12 protein-coding genes are annotated in these 13,282 nt (G+C 75.3%); 7 read left to right on the forward strand and 5 right to left on the reverse strand.

The features are described from left to right. Window positions 1-12: 12 nt before the first annotated feature. Genes iolD through HCN08_RS35495 form a run of 5 tightly spaced genes read right to left on the reverse strand, consistent with a single transcriptional unit; the run spans window position 13 to window position 6,065 of the window. Entirely contained in the window at window positions 13-1,869 is a 1,857-nt protein-coding gene (gene iolD, locus HCN08_RS19005; protein WP_167984334.1) for a 3D-(3,5/4)-trihydroxycyclohexane-1,2-dione acylhydrolase (decyclizing), read from the reverse strand. Further along, window positions 1,866-2,918: a 5-deoxy-glucuronate isomerase gene (iolB, locus tag HCN08_RS19010; protein WP_167984335.1), complete on the reverse strand. Its 1,053-nt coding sequence runs from the start codon at window positions 2,916-2,918 to the stop codon at window positions 1,866-1,868. Before iolB ends, iolD begins: the two co-directional genes overlap by 4 nt. Then, the gene (gene iolC / locus HCN08_RS19015; protein WP_322974544.1) at window positions 2,873-3,928 is read right to left on the reverse strand and encodes a 5-dehydro-2-deoxygluconokinase; all 1,056 of its coding nucleotides are present in this window, start codon (window positions 3,926-3,928) and stop codon (window positions 2,873-2,875) included. Before iolC ends, iolB begins: the two co-directional genes overlap by 46 nt. After that, window positions 3,925-4,785, reverse strand: coding sequence for a TIM barrel protein (locus HCN08_RS19020; protein WP_322974545.1), 861 nt, complete (start codon window positions 4,783-4,785; stop codon window positions 3,925-3,927). Before HCN08_RS19020 ends, iolC begins: the two co-directional genes overlap by 4 nt. Continuing rightward, window positions 4,782-6,065 (reverse strand): Gfo/Idh/MocA family protein, encoded by a 1,284-nt coding sequence (locus tag HCN08_RS35495; protein WP_240970225.1) that lies wholly within the window; start codon window positions 6,063-6,065, stop codon window positions 4,782-4,784. The genes HCN08_RS19020 and HCN08_RS35495 overlap by 4 nt, the downstream gene beginning before the upstream one ends. Before the next feature lie 116 nt (window positions 6,066-6,181). Here HCN08_RS35495 and HCN08_RS19035 point away from each other — a divergent pair, with 116 nt between their 5' ends. The 7 genes from HCN08_RS19035 (at window position 6,182) to pcaDC (ending at window position 13,264) form a co-directional block, all read left to right on the forward strand. Beyond that, the gene (locus tag HCN08_RS19035) at window positions 6,182-6,961 is read left to right on the forward strand and encodes a GntR family transcriptional regulator (RefSeq protein ID WP_206318949.1); all 780 of its coding nucleotides are present in this window, start codon (window positions 6,182-6,184) and stop codon (window positions 6,959-6,961) included. Window positions 6,962-7,126: 165 nt separating this feature from the next. Further along, window positions 7,127-8,134, forward strand: a complete 1,008-nt coding sequence (locus HCN08_RS19040) for a sugar ABC transporter substrate-binding protein (protein WP_206318965.1) — start codon at window positions 7,127-7,129, stop codon at window positions 8,132-8,134. Continuing rightward, window positions 8,131-9,192 (forward strand): ABC transporter permease, encoded by a 1,062-nt coding sequence (locus tag HCN08_RS19045; RefSeq protein ID WP_167984338.1) that lies wholly within the window; start codon window positions 8,131-8,133, stop codon window positions 9,190-9,192. The genes HCN08_RS19040 and HCN08_RS19045 overlap by 4 nt, the downstream gene beginning before the upstream one ends. After that, entirely contained in the window at window positions 9,189-10,052 is an 864-nt protein-coding gene (locus HCN08_RS19050) for an ATP-binding cassette domain-containing protein (RefSeq protein ID WP_167984339.1), read from the forward strand. Before HCN08_RS19045 ends, HCN08_RS19050 begins: the two co-directional genes overlap by 4 nt. Next, window positions 10,049-11,197, forward strand: a complete 1,149-nt coding sequence (locus tag HCN08_RS19055; RefSeq protein ID WP_167984340.1) for an ROK family glucokinase — start codon at window positions 10,049-10,051, stop codon at window positions 11,195-11,197. Before HCN08_RS19050 ends, HCN08_RS19055 begins: the two co-directional genes overlap by 4 nt. Further along, complete coding sequence (locus tag HCN08_RS19060; RefSeq protein WP_240970226.1) at window positions 11,194-11,901, forward strand: hypothetical protein; 708 nt, start codon at window positions 11,194-11,196, stop codon at window positions 11,899-11,901. The genes HCN08_RS19055 and HCN08_RS19060 overlap by 4 nt, the downstream gene beginning before the upstream one ends. 34 nt (window positions 11,902-11,935) lie before the next feature. After that, a complete protein-coding gene (gene pcaDC, locus HCN08_RS19065) occupies window positions 11,936-13,264 on the forward strand; it encodes a bifunctional 3-oxoadipate enol-lactonase/4-carboxymuconolactone decarboxylase PcaDC (protein ID WP_322974546.1) in 1,329 nt (442 codons plus the stop codon). Window positions 13,265-13,282 lie beyond the last annotated feature (18 nt).

The raw sequence follows: 13,282 nt of genomic DNA on the forward strand, positions 1-13,282 counted from the left end.
CGCCGCGGGGGCTCACAGCCGGGGCCGCGGCCCCGGCGCCTCCCGCAGCGCCGCCTCGTACGCCGTACGCGCCGCCCTCGTCGCCTCCAGGGCCGACACCTGCGCGACCGGCACGTCCCACCACGCCGCGGGCGGCAGCCCCGGCCGCGCCGGGTCCGTCTCGACGTAGACCGCCGTCGCCCGGGGCGACTCCCGGGCCGCCGCGAGCGCCGCCCGCAGCTCCTTCGCCGAGCCCGGCGTGAAGACCTCAAGGCCCAGGCTCGCCGCGTTCGCCGCGAGGTCCACCGGCAGCGGCGGGCCGCTGAAGTCGCCGTCGCCGCCCGGGAAGCGGTAGGCCGTGCCGAAGCCCTCCGCGCCGACCTGCGCCGACAGCCCGCCGATCGAGGCGTAGCCGTGGTTCTGCACCAGCACCAGGTTGACCGGGACGCCCTCCTGCACCGCCGTCACGATCTCGGTCGGCAGCATCAGGTACGTGCCGTCGCCGACCAGCGCGAAGACCTCGCGGTCCGGCGCGGCGAGCTTCACGCCGATCGCGGCGGGGATCTCGTAACCCATGCACGAATAGCCGTATTCGACGTGGTACTGCTCCGGGTCCCGGGACCGCCACAGCTTGTGCAGGTCGCCGGGCAGCGACCCGGCGGCGTTGACGACCACGTCCCGGTCGCCGAGCACCGCGTGCAGCGCGCCGATCAGCTCGCCCTGCGACGGCGGCCACGGCGAGTCCTCGTCGCCCAGGACGGCGTCGGTCCGCGCCCGCCACTCGCCGACGGCCGCCGCGTACGGCTGCTCCGGCGCCCGGAAGCCGGCCAGTTCGCCGGCGAGCGCGACCAGCCCGGCCCGGGCGTCGGCGAGCAGCGGCAGGCCCGTCATCTTGTGGGCGTCGAAGGAGGCGACGTTGAGGTTGACGAAGCGGGCGTCCGGTGCGAAGAGCGCACCGGAGGCGGTCGTGAAGTCCGTCCAGCGGGTGCCGACGCCCAGCACGACGTCCGCCGCGCGCGCCGCCGCGTCCGCCGGGGCGGTGCCCGTGTGGCCGATCGCGCCCAGCGCCTGCGGGTGGTCCCAGCGCAGCGACCCCTTGCCCGCCTGCGTCTCCGCGACCGGGATACCGGTCGCCGCCGCGAAGTCCGCGAGCTGCGGCGCCGCCTCGGCGTGCCGGACGCCGCCGCCGGCCACGACCAGCGGCCGGGCCGCCGACCGCAGCAGCCCCGCCGCCTCGGCCAGCGCCACCGGGTCCGGCTGCGGGCGGCGTACGTGCCAGACCCGCTCGCGGAACAGCTCGTCCGGCCAGTCGTACGCCTCGACCTGCACGTCCTGCGGCAGCGCGAGGGTCACCGCGCCGGTCTCCACCGGGTCGGTGAGCACCCGCATGGCCTGGAGGAGGGAGGCGGGCAGCATCTCGGGCCGCCAGATCCGGTCGAAGTAGCGGGAGACCGGCCGCAGCGCGTCGTTGACGGACACGTCGTGCGCCCACGGCACTTCGAGCTGCTGGAGCACGGGGTCGGCGGGCCGGGTCGCGAAGACGTCACCGGGGAGCAGCAGGACGGGGATGCGGTTGACGGTGGCGAGCGCGGCGCCGGTCACGAGGTTGGTGGCGCCGGGCCCGATCGAGGTGGTGCAGGCCAGCGTGGACAGCCGGTGCGAGACGCGGGCGTGGCCGACCGCCGCGTGCACCATCGCCTGCTCGTTGCGCCCCTGGTGGAAGGGCATGGCCCGCGGCCCGGCCTCCCGCAGCGCCTGCCCGATGCCGGCGACGTTGCCGTGGCCGAAGATGCCCCACATGCCGGCGACGGTGCGGTGGCGTACGCCGTCGCGCTCGGTGAACTGCACGGACAGGAAGCGGACGAGGGCCTGGGCGACGGTGAGCTTCATACGTCCTCCTCGCGGGACTCGCGCTGCCCGCCGGCCCCGGGGGCGGCGGCGATGGGCCGTACGGGGGTCGGCCCCGCCGCACCGGGCGCCGCCCCGGGTCCCGGTGCCGCCTCGGGCCCCGACGCCGCCGGTTCCGCCCCGGCCGCCGACGCCGCCGGGGCCGTGTACAACGGCAGCCGCTCGTCCGGCAGTCGGTCCCGCCAGGTGTCGCGGACCCACGCGTGCGCCGGGTCGTCGCTGATGCGCCAGGCCCGCTCCGGGTCCGGGCCGGCCATGACGTTGAGGTAGTACATGTCGTAGCCGGGCACCGCCATGCTCGGGCCGTGCCAGCCGTCCGGGATCAGCACGGCGTCGCCCGAGCGCACCTCGGCCAGCACGTCGGTGCCGCCGTGCGGCGAGGGGTAGACCCGCTGGTAGCCGAGGGCGGCGGGGCCGCCGGACAGCTCGTAGTAGTAGATCTCCTCCAGGCGCGACTCGTGCGGGCCCGCCTCGTCGTGCTTGTGCGGCGGGTAGGAGGACCAGTTGCCGCCCGGCGTCAGGACCTCCACCGCGATGAGCCGGTCGCAGGCGAAGACGTCCGCCGCGGCGAAGTTGTTGACCTGCCGGCTCGCGGCCCCCGCGCCCCGCAGCTCCACCGGCACACCGGACGCCGGGCCATACCGCGCCGGCAGCCGCCGCTCGCACCGCGCGCCGGCGAGCGCGAACCGGCCGCCGCCGGCGGAGGAGACCACGACGCGGGCCTCCCGCGGCAGATAGCCGAAGTCGCTCACGCCGGTGAAGACGCCCGCCCGCCCGTGCAGCTCGAAGACCTCGCCGTCCACCCGCACCCGGCACCCGCCGGCCAGCGGCAGCAGCACCCACTCACTGCCCCCGGTCCCGAACTCCCGCTCCCCGCCCGGCGCAAGCGTCAGCGTCCGCAACGAGCAGTACGCCCACCCGGCGTCCGCCGGCTCCACGCACAGGTCCCACCCGTCCCGCGCCGCCCGCCCCGCGGGCACATGCGTCACGACGCGCCTCCGGCGCCCGTACGGCCCACGCCCGGAGGGCATGCGCCCGGCGCCGGCACCTGCTCGGAGAGCATCGCGTCGATCTCCGCCCGGGAGGGCATCGCGTCGGCGCACGCCAGCCGGGAGGCGACGATCGCGCCGGCCGCGTTCGCCGCGCGCAGCACCTCGGGCAGGGGCGTGCCGGCCAGCAGGCCCGCGCAGAGGGCGCCGCCGAAGGCGTCGCCGGCGCCGAGGCCGTTGACGACCTTCACCGGCATCGGCGCCGCCGTGCACACCTCGCCGGCCGACGTACGGGCCAGCGCGCCCGCCGGGCCCTGCTTGACGACCGCCGTGCGCACCCCGCGCTCCAGCAGCAGCTTCGCCGCCGTCTCCGGGTCCGCGCTGCCCACCGCGACCTCCACCTCGGACCGGTTGCCGACCGCCACCGTCGCGTGGCCCAGCGCGCGGGCGTAGAGCGCCGGGGCCTCACCGGGGTCGGCCCAGAAGACCGGCCGCCAGTCCAGGTCGAACCACACCTCGCCGCCCGCCCGCAACTGCAGCGCCGCGAAGACCGCCGAGCGCGTCGGCTCCACGGCGAGCGCCGAGCCGGTGATCCACAGCGCCCGCGCGTCCCGTACGGCCGCGGCGGCGACCGAGGGCCCGGCGAGCAGGTCCGGGGTCAGGCACTGGTCGGGTGCGACCGGCCGGCGGTAGAAGTGGATCGGGAAGTCGTCGGGCGGGAAGAGCTCGCAGAAGGTCACCGGCGTCTGCGTGTCCGGCACCGTCACCAGCAGCTCCGCCCCGACACCGAAGCCGGCGAGCGCCCCGCGCACGTACTCCCCGAAGGCGTCCGCCCCGACCCCGCTGAGCAGCGCCGTCCGCAGCCCCAGCCGCGCCCCGGCCACCGCGACGTTCGCCGCCGTGCCGCCCAGGTACTTCGCGAAGCTGCGCACCTCGGCGAGCGGCACCCCGCTCTGCTCCGGGTAGAGGTCCACCCCGACCCGGCCGAGCGTCACCACGTCGTACGGAGCAGGTCCCGGCGCCGCGCCGCCGGCCGCTCCCGGGGAGGTCACAGCTGCGCCGCCCATTCCAGCAGCCAGTCCAGGGACGCCGCCACGTCCGCGAGCGGGCCCTCGCCCGGCGCGGGCTCCGCGGCCAGCACGGTGTCCTGCTCCATCACGTACCAGCCGCCGTAATCGGCCGCCTCCAGCGCGGTGAGCAGGGCCGGCAGATCCAGGTCGCCGCCGCCCAGCGGGCGGTAGAGGCCCGCGGTCACGGCGGCGGTGTAGCCGGTGCGGCCCTCGCGGACCGCGGCGGCGGCCGTCGCGTCGACGTCCTTGAGGTGGACGTGCGCGACCCGGCCGGCCGCGCGGCGGGCGAGCGCGACCGGGTCCGTACCGCCGACCAGCAGATGGCCGGTGTCCAGGCACAGCCCGATCCGGCTGCCGTCCAGCACCCGCTCGACCTCCTGCGGGCCCTCCACCACCGTGCCGACGTGCGGATGCAGCGCCGCCGTCACGCCCAGGGACTCCGCGAGGCCGGCGATCTCGTCCAGCCGGGCCAGCAGCGCCCGCCAGCCGGCCGCGTCCACGTCGGGCCGCCCGTCGTAGCCGTCCCGGCCGGTGGCCGCGGCGAGCACGAGCGTACGGGCGCCGGCCGTCGTGAAGCGGTCCAGCGCCGCCCGTACGTCCGGCAGCGGGTCGTGGTCCGGGTCGTGCAGCACGGCGGGCACGAAGCCGCCGACCGCCGTCACGCCGTGCACGGCCAGCAGCGGGCCGGGCAGGAAGCCGTCCGGCCCGAACTCGCTCGCCGTCACGCCGAGTCCGGCCATCTCGGCCAGTACCCGCTCCGGAGTGAGTTGATGGCCCCAGCCGGGCACCTCGCACACGCCCCAGGAGATCGGCGCCGCCGCGATCTGCTCCCGCCTCACGCCACCGCTCCCTCGTGTCCGTGCGGGCCGCCCCGCCCGCCGTGCCCGCCGTGTCCCGGGGCGCCGGCCGCCCTGGCCCGGGCCTGCGCGACGCCTGCCCCGTGCGCGGCCTCGGCAATCTCCGCGACCCGCACCGGCCGCCGCTCGCGCCGCGAGACCTCGCACGCCTCGGCGACCAGCAGCGCCCGCAGCGCGTCCCGACCCTCGCAGGGGTTGGCCGCGGCCCCGCGCGCGACGCGCAGGAAGACGTCCATCTCGGCCCGGTAGGCCGAACCGAACCGCTCCAGGAACCCGGACCACGCCCGCCCGGCGCCCGCACCCGTTCCGCTCCCGGCGCCGCCCCCGGGCCGCCCGACGTCCGCGCCCGCCGGGCCCTCGGCGCCGCCCGCCCCACGCCCGGCCCCCGCGTCCCCCGCGGCCTCGGCTCCGACCGCGGGGCTCGCGGGTCCTGCCCCGCCCGCCGGACCCGCCGCCGGCCCCGGCAAGCCGCGCGCAGCGCCCTGCTCCACCGCCGTCCACGGCGTCCGCTCCGTCACCCCCACCGCGAACTGGTCCTCGCTGCCCGCCAGCTCCATCCGCACGTCGTAGCCCGCCGCGTGGTAGCGCGTCGCCGTGGCCGTCGCGAGCAGCCCGCCCTCCAGCGTCAGCAGCACCGCCGCGGTGTCCACGTCGCCGGCCGCCAGGAAGAAGTCCGCGCCGGCGTTCGCCCCGGCCGCGTAGACCTCGGTGACCTCCCGGCCGGTGACCCAGCGCAGTATGTCGAAGTCGTGGATGAGGCAGTCCCGGTAGAGCCCGCCGGACAGCGGCACGTACGCGGCCGGCGGCGGCACCGCGTCCGAGCTGACCGTCCGCACCGTGTGCAGCCGGCCGAGCCGCCCCGCGGCGACCGCGGCCCGCGCCGCGGCGTAACCGGCGTCGAAGCGGCGCTGGAAGCCGATCTGGAGCACCGCCCCGGCCGCCTCCACCTCCGCGAGCGCCGCGACCGTGCCCGGCAGGTCCACCGCGATCGGCTTCTCGCAGAACGCCGGGATGCCGGCCCGCGCGGCCCGCGCGATCAGCCCGGCGTGCGCGGCCGTCGCCGAGGCGATGACCAGCGCGTCGGGCCGGGCGGCGAACAGCGCGTCCACCGGCAGGGCCCGGCCGCCGCAGCGCGCCGCGACCTGCCGCGCGCGGGCCGCGTCCGCGTCGGCGACCAGCAGCTCGCCGACGCCCGCGTGCGCCCGGAGCGTCCCGGCGTGGAAAGCGCCGATCCGTCCCGCGCCGATGAGTCCGATCCGCATACCTGCTCCTGCCCCTTGTGAAGAGGAGACGTGACGGCCGTGCGCGCCGTCCCAACCTCCCGCGCCACCCGCGCCTGTGTCAACGCTATGTCCGTACATACGGACTTCCCGTCACCATGCCGTCCCGCTACGCTCCCAGCGTGCCCAAGCACGAGCCCGCGCAGCTGCGGCTCGCCGTGGACCGGGCGAGCCCCGTACCGCTGTACTTCCAGCTGGCCCGCCAACTGGAGCAGGCCATCGAGGACGGCGCGCTCACCCCGGGCAGCCTGCTCGGCAACGAGATAGAGCTCGCCGCCAGGCTCGGCCTGTCCCGCCCCACCGTCCGGCAGGCGATCAGGTCCCTGGTCGACAAGGGCCTGCTGGTGCGCCGCCGCGGCGTCGGCACCCAGGTCGTGCACACCGGCGTCACCCGCCCGCTGGAGCTGAGCAGCCTGTACGACGACATGGCCGCGGCCGGCCTGCACCCCGGCACCCGGGTGCTGCACAACGCCCGGGCCCAGGCGCCGCCCGAGGTCACCGCCGCGCTCGGGCTGCCGGAGACCGCGCAGGTCGCCGTCGTCCACCGGCTGCGGCTCAGCCGCGGCGAACCGGTCGCGTACCTGTGCAACTACCTGCCCGGCGACCTGCTGGAGCTGCCCACCGGCGCCCTGGAGTCCAGCGGCCTGTACGCCCTGATGCGGCGGCACGGCATCACCCTGCACAGCGCCCAGCAGAGCGTCGGCGCCCGGGCCGGCACCGCCGAGGAGTGCGACCTGCTCGGCGAGCCCGCGGGCGCCGCCCTGCTCACCGTGCGGCGGATCAGCTACGACGACCGGGGCCGGCCCGTCGAGTACGGCGCCCATGTCTACCGCGCCTCCCGTTACGCCTTCGAATTCCGGCTGCTGGTCCGCGGCTGAGCCCCATACCGCAGGCCGCGGGCCCGCACCCGCCCACCGGACGCAAGGTTGCCGCACCTCTTGACGGATACTGGGCCCGCCGGGATGGTCGTCGCTCACAGCGAATCACAGCACTTCCATCACGGCTGCACCACACTCCGTAGGGAAAGGCAGGGCCACGTGGCGATGGCAAGGGCGGGAACGAAGGCGCTGGGCGCGCTGCTGGCGGTGGCGCTCGGCGCGGCGGGCCTGGCCGGGTGCAGCAGCACCGGCGGCAAGCGCGCGGAGGACCGGGCCAAGAGGCTCGCGGCGAACGGCTCGGCCGTGAACACCCCGCACTGGACCTTCGCGATGGTCACCCACTCCGGGGCCGGCGACACCTTCTGGGACATCGTGCAGAGCGGCGCCAAGCAGGCCGCGGCCAAGGACAACATCAAGTTCGTCTACTCCAGCAGCGACCAGGGCGACCAGCAGGCCCAGCTCGTGCAGGCCGCGATAGACAGCCACGTCGACGGCCTGGTCGTCACCCTCGCCAAGCCCGACGCGCTCAAGGCCGTCGTCGCCAAGGCGGTCAGCGCCGGCATCCCGGTCATCACGATCAACTCCGGCGCCGCCCAGTCCCGGCAGTTCGGCGCGCTCACCCACATCGGCCAGGACGAGACGATCGCCGGCAACGCCGTCGGCGAGGAGCTCAACACCCGCGGCAAGAAGCACGCCCTGTGCGTGCTGCACGAGCAGGGCAACGTCGGCCTGGAGCAGCGCTGCGCCGGCGCGAAGGAGAAGTTCACCGGGCAGATGGACAACCTGTACGTCAACGGCACCAACATGCCCGACGTGCTGTCCGCCATCCAGGCCAAGCTGCAGTCCGACCCGGGCATCGACTCGGTCGTGACGCTCGGCGCGCCCTTCGCCGACACCGCCGCCAAGGCCAAGCAGCAGGCCGGCTCCAAGGCCGAGATCGACACCTTCGACCTCAACGCGCAGGTCGCCGCCTCGCTCAAGAACGGCACGATCGGCTTCGCCGTCGACCAGCAGCCGTATCTGCAGGGCTACGAGGCGATCGACCTGCTGTGGCTGTACCGCTACAACAACGACACCCTCGGCGGCGGCCAGCCGGTGCTCACCGGCCCGCAGATCGTCACCAAGGACGACGCCGACGCGCTGCTGAGCTACGCCAAGCGGGGGACCCGATGACCGGGCTCGCGCCGCTGCTCGACCCGGGCGCCGCAGCCGGCGCCGACGAGCGGCTGTCGCCGCGCTCGGCGGCCAGGCGGCTGCTGGGCCGCCCGGAGCTGGGCGCGGTCGTCGGCGCGGTCGCGGTCTTCGTCTTCTTCGCCGTCGCCGCCGACCCGTTCCTGCACTGGTCCAGCTTCGGCACGGTGCTCTACGCCTCGTCCACCATCGGCATCATGGCGGTGCCCGTCGCGCTGCTGATGATCGGCGGCGAGTTCGACCTGTCGGCGGGCGTGATGGTCACCAGCTCCGCGCTGATCTCCTCGATGTTCAGCTACCAGATGACGGCCGACACCTGGGTCGGCGTCGGCGTCTCGCTGCTGGTCACGCTGGCCTTCGGCGCCTTCAACGGGATCATGCTGGTGCGCACCAAGCTGCCCAGCTTCATCATCACGCTCGGCACCTTCCTGATGCTCACCGGCCTGAACCTGGGCCTGACCAAGCTCATCAGCGGCACCGTCGCCACCAAGTCCATCGGCGACATGGAGGGCTTCCCCGCCGCCAGGGACGTCTTCGCCTCGCACTGGACGATCGGCTCGGTGGACCTCCAGGTCACCATCGCGTGGTGGCTCGGCCTGGTCGCCGTCGCCACCTGGGTGCTGCTGCGCACCCGCGCCGGCAACTGGATCTTCGCCGCCGGCGGCAACGCCGAGGCCGCCCGCGCGGTGGGCGTGCCCGTCGCCCGCACCAAGGTCGGGCTGTACATGGCGGTCGCCTTCTGCGCCTGGATCTCCGGGCAGCACCTGCTGTTCTCCTTCGACGTGGTGCAGTCCGGGGAGGGCGTCGGCAACGAGTTCCTGTACATCATCGCGGCCGTCATCGGCGGCTGCCTGATGACCGGCGGCTACGGCAGCGCCATCGGCTCGGCCGTCGGCGCGTTCATCTTCGGCATGACCAGCAAGGGCATCGTCTACGCCCAGTGGAACCCGGACTGGTTCAAGTTCTTCCTCGGGGCGATGCTGCTGCTCGCCACCCTGCTCAACGCCTGGGTCCGCAGGCGCGCGGAGGCCACCGCATGACCACCCCCCACACCCTCGGCAAGGACGCCCCGCAGCCCGGCACCCCGCTCGTCGCGCTCACCGGCGTCGCCAAGTCGTACGGCAACGTCCGGGCGCTGCGCGGGGTCAGCCTGGAAGTGCACGCAGGGCAGATCACCTGCGTGCTCGGCGACAACGGCGCCGGCAAGTCCACCCTCATCAAGATCATCGCCGGGCTGCACCCGCACGACGCGGGCACGTACGCCGTCGACGGCGAGGAGGTACGGCACAGCTCGCCGCGCCAGGCCCTCGACCGCGGCATCGCCACCGTCTACCAGGACCTGGCCGTCGTCCCCCTGATGCCGGTGTGGCGGAACTTCTTCCTCGGCTCGGAGCCCACCAAGGGCCGCGGGCCGCTGCGCCGCCTGGACGTCGCCGCCATGCGCGCCACCACCCGCGAGGCACTGGCCCGGATGGGCATCGACCTGCGCGACGTCGACCAGCCCATCGGCACCCTGTCCGGCGGCGAGCGCCAGTGCGTGGCCATCGCCCGCGCGGTGCACTTCGGCGCCAAGGTGCTCGTCCTCGACGAGCCGACCGCGGCGCTCGGCGTCAAGCAGTCCGGGATGGTCCTGAAATACGTGGCCGCCGCGCGCGACGCGGGCCTCGGCGTGGTGCTCATCACGCACAATCCGCACCACGCCTACCTGGTCGGTGACCGTTTCGTCCTGCTCAAGCGCGGCACGATGTCCGGCAGCCACCTCAAGGAGGCCATTACCCTGGACGCGCTGACCCGGGAGATGGCCGGAGGCAGCGAGCTGGACGAGCTGACACATGAGCTGAGCCGTACGCCGGCGGTGACCGAGCCGGCGGACGGCGCCGACCCGGAGACCCGCGCTTGAGTGCCAACCGTGAACGTGTGTACCGCGGCAGCGCCGCCAGAGCGACCGTGTGGCGCAATGTCAGCGGCGCCGAGCGCCGGGAGCGGCGCAGCCATCTGAGCGCGCCGCGGGTGCCCACCGTCGGCATCGACATCGGCGGCACCAAGGTGATGGCCGGGGTCGTCGACGCCGACGGCAACATCCTGGAGAAGGTCCGCACCGAGACGCCCGACAAGTCCAAGAGTCCCAAGGTCGTCGAGGACGTCATCGTCGAGCTGGTGCTGGACCTGTCCGAGCGGCACGACGTGCACGCCGTCGGCATCGGCGCGGCCGGCTGGGTCGACGCCGACCGCGACCGCATCCTGTTCGCGCCGCACCTGTCGTGGCGCGACGAGCCGCTGCGCGAACGGCTCGCCGACCGGCTGCTGGTCCCCGTCATGGTCGACAACGACGCCAACACCGCCGCGTGGGCCGAATGGCGCTTCGGCGCCGGCCGCGGCGAGGACGACCTGGTGATGATCACGCTGGGCACCGGCATCGGCGGCGCGATCCTGGAGGACGGCCACGTCAAGCGCGGCCGGTTCGGCGTCGCCGGCGAGTTCGGCCATATGCAGGTCGTGCCCGGCGGCCACCGCTGCGCGTGCGGCAACCGCGGCTGCTGGGAGCAGTACAGCTCGGGCAACGCCCTGGTCCGCGAGGCCCGCGAGATGGCCGCCGCCGACTCACCGGTCGCGTACGGCATCATCGACCGGGTCGGCGGGGTCGTCGGCGACATCACCGGCCCGCTGATCACCGAGCTGGCCCGGGCCGGCGACCCGATGTGCGTGGAGCTCTTCCAGGACATCGGGCAGTGGCTCGGCGTCGGCATCGCCAACCTCGCCGCCGCCCTCGACCCGTCCTGCTTCGTCATCGGCGGCGGCGTCAGCGCGGCGGACGATCTGCTCATCACTCCCGCGAGGGACGCCTTCCGCCGTACGCTGACCGGCCGCGGCTACCGCCCCGAGGCGCGGATCGCCAAGGCCGAGCTCGGCCCCGAGGCCGGCATGGTCGGCGCCGCCGACCTCGCCCGGCTGGTCGCCCGCCGCTTCCGCCGCACCAACCGCCGCCGTATCGAGCGCTACGAGCGCTACGGGCGGATCTACGGCCGCCAGGGGGCCGACTCGTGACCACCACCCCGGAGCAGGCCGTACCGCAGCACGGCCCCGCCGACGGCGCGCCCGAGGGCCCCGCCCGCACGGACCCGGACCTGCCCCCCGACGCCGGCGGCAGCGGCGGCGGGGCCGGCGGCGGCGCCCCGCGGGCCGGCCACGGCGGCGGCCCCGCGCCCGTGCCGCCGCGCGAGATCCCGCGCTGGATGCGCTGGGTCGTCGTCCCCCTGCTGGTCCTGGTGCCGCTCGGCTACGTCCTGATCTCCGCCGCGCAGAGCCGCGGCGCCGGCGCCGACGCCCAGAAGGCCGCCGCCGCCCGGCACCTGACGTGGGTGGTGCCCAGCGAGCTCCAGCGCCGCATCTACCAGGTGCCGATCCCCGACCGGACCGTCCACGACGGCTTCCTGGAGACCAACTCCTGGGACACCAGCACCCTCTACTGCCAGTTCACCACCACCTCCGGCGGCCTGGACACCTTCCTCGCCGGGCTCGGCACCAGCCGCGCCGCCCTGAAAGAGGGAAAGCTGGCGATCAGCGACCAGCAGGCCGCCCAGGTCGACTGGAACTTCCACGTCCCCGGCCACTACTGGTCGGGCATGTCCACCCACCAGGTCGGCGACAAACCCGATCACGACATCACCGTGGACCTGACCCACCCCGACACTCCGGTGGTCTACGTGGTCTCCACCGTCAACTTCCAGCACGGCTTCGGGGGTGGGTGATTGCGACGCCCGGCGCAGTAGGTAGCGTGAAGCGATGAGCGAGCTGACGACCGACGCGCCCGTGGGCGCGGCAGCCGACTACACGGCCGGTTTCCCGGCCGGCCACGACGACGACATGGACGACCTGTACGACGACGCACCGCCCCTGCAGTACCGCTTCGACGGCCCCGAGACCGCCCCCGTGCTGGTCCTCGGACCGGCGCTGGGCGCGACCTGGCACATGTGGGACCGCCAGCTGCCGCAGCTCAGCGAGACCTGGCGGGTACTGCGCTACGAGCTGCCCGGGCACGGCGGCGCGCCCGCCGAGCCGGCGTCCTCGGTCGACGACCTGGCCCGGCGGCTGCTCGCGGTGCTCGACGACGAGGGCATCGACACCTTCGGCTACGCCGGCTGCGCCCTGGGCGCGGCCATCGGCGCCCGGCTGGCCCTGCTGCGGCCCGACCGGGTCGCCGCCCTCGCCCTGGTGTCGGCGTCCGCCCGCTTCAACACCGCCGACATGTGGCGGCAGCGCGGGGTGGTCGTCCGCGCCAACGGCCTGGAGCGCACCGCGCAGGCCGGCCCGCAGCGCTGGTTCACCGAGGCGTTCCTCGCCACCCAGCCGGCCATCACCGAGTGGGCGGTGCGGATGGTCGCCACCACCGACCAGGCCTGCTACGTCGCCGCGTGCGAGGCGCTGGCCGCCTTCGACATCCGCGACGCCCTCGGCAGCATCAGCGTGCCCACCCTGGTCGTCGCCGGCGCCGACGACACCGAGACCCCGCCGGCCGACGCCCGGCTGCTGGTCGCCGGCATCCCCGACGCCCGGCTCGCCGTCGTGCCCGCGACCGGCCACCTCGCACCGGTGGAGGAGCCCGCCGCGGTCGGCGACCTGCTCGCCACCCACTTCGCCACCGCCTGGCAGGACCACACCGCGGCGCTCCCGCAGCCCCCGCCGCCCGTGCCGCCGGTCCCCGCCCCGCGGATGCCCGCCGCCGCCGTGCCCGACCGGCTCGCCGACGGCAACCGGCTGCGCGCCGAGATCATCGGCGCCAGCGCCGGCACCGACCGCGCCCCCGAGGCCCCCGACGCCTTCGGTGCCCGCTTCGACGACCTCGCCACCCGGTACGCGTGGGGCGAGATATGGTCCCGCCCGGGCCTGGACCGCCGCACCAGGGCCTGCGTGACGCTCACCGCGCTCGCCGTCACCGGGCAGCTCGGCGAGCTCGCCGACCACGTCCGCGGGGCGCTGCGGATCGGGCTGAGCCCGGCCGAGATCGAGGAGGTGCTGGTGCACACCGCGGTCTACTGCGGGCTGCCCGCCGCCCGCGCCGCGATCGGCGCCGCCCGCACCGTCGTCGAGCAGGAGACCGGCGGGCATCCGTAGCACGAGGGACCGAAGGCC

Origin of the sequence: Actinacidiphila epipremni (assembly GCF_012034175.1) — a bacterium.
Lineage (GTDB): Bacteria > Actinomycetota > Actinomycetes > Streptomycetales > Streptomycetaceae > Actinacidiphila > Actinacidiphila epipremni.

What these genes read in the sequence shown, in the direction of transcription:
- pcaDC (WP_322974546.1), top strand. Translation starts at nt 11,936, where the DNA reads ATGAGCGAGCTGACGACCGACGCGCCCGTGGGCGCGGCAGCCGACTAC.
- iolB (WP_167984335.1), bottom strand. Translation starts at nt 2,918, where the DNA reads ATGCCCTCCGGGCGTGGGCCGTACGGGCGCCGGAGGCGCGTCGTGACG.
- HCN08_RS19050 (WP_167984339.1), top strand. Translation starts at nt 9,189, where the DNA reads ATGACCACCCCCCACACCCTCGGCAAGGACGCCCCGCAGCCCGGCACC.
- HCN08_RS19045 (WP_167984338.1), top strand. Translation starts at nt 8,131, where the DNA reads ATGACCGGGCTCGCGCCGCTGCTCGACCCGGGCGCCGCAGCCGGCGCC.
- HCN08_RS19035 (WP_206318949.1), top strand. Translation starts at nt 6,182, where the DNA reads ATGCCGTCCCGCTACGCTCCCAGCGTGCCCAAGCACGAGCCCGCGCAG.
- iolD (WP_167984334.1), bottom strand. Translation starts at nt 1,869, where the DNA reads ATGAAGCTCACCGTCGCCCAGGCCCTCGTCCGCTTCCTGTCCGTGCAG.
- HCN08_RS19040 (WP_206318965.1), top strand. Translation starts at nt 7,127, where the DNA reads ATGGCAAGGGCGGGAACGAAGGCGCTGGGCGCGCTGCTGGCGGTGGCG.
- HCN08_RS35495 (WP_240970225.1), bottom strand. Translation starts at nt 6,065, where the DNA reads ATGCGGATCGGACTCATCGGCGCGGGACGGATCGGCGCTTTCCACGCC.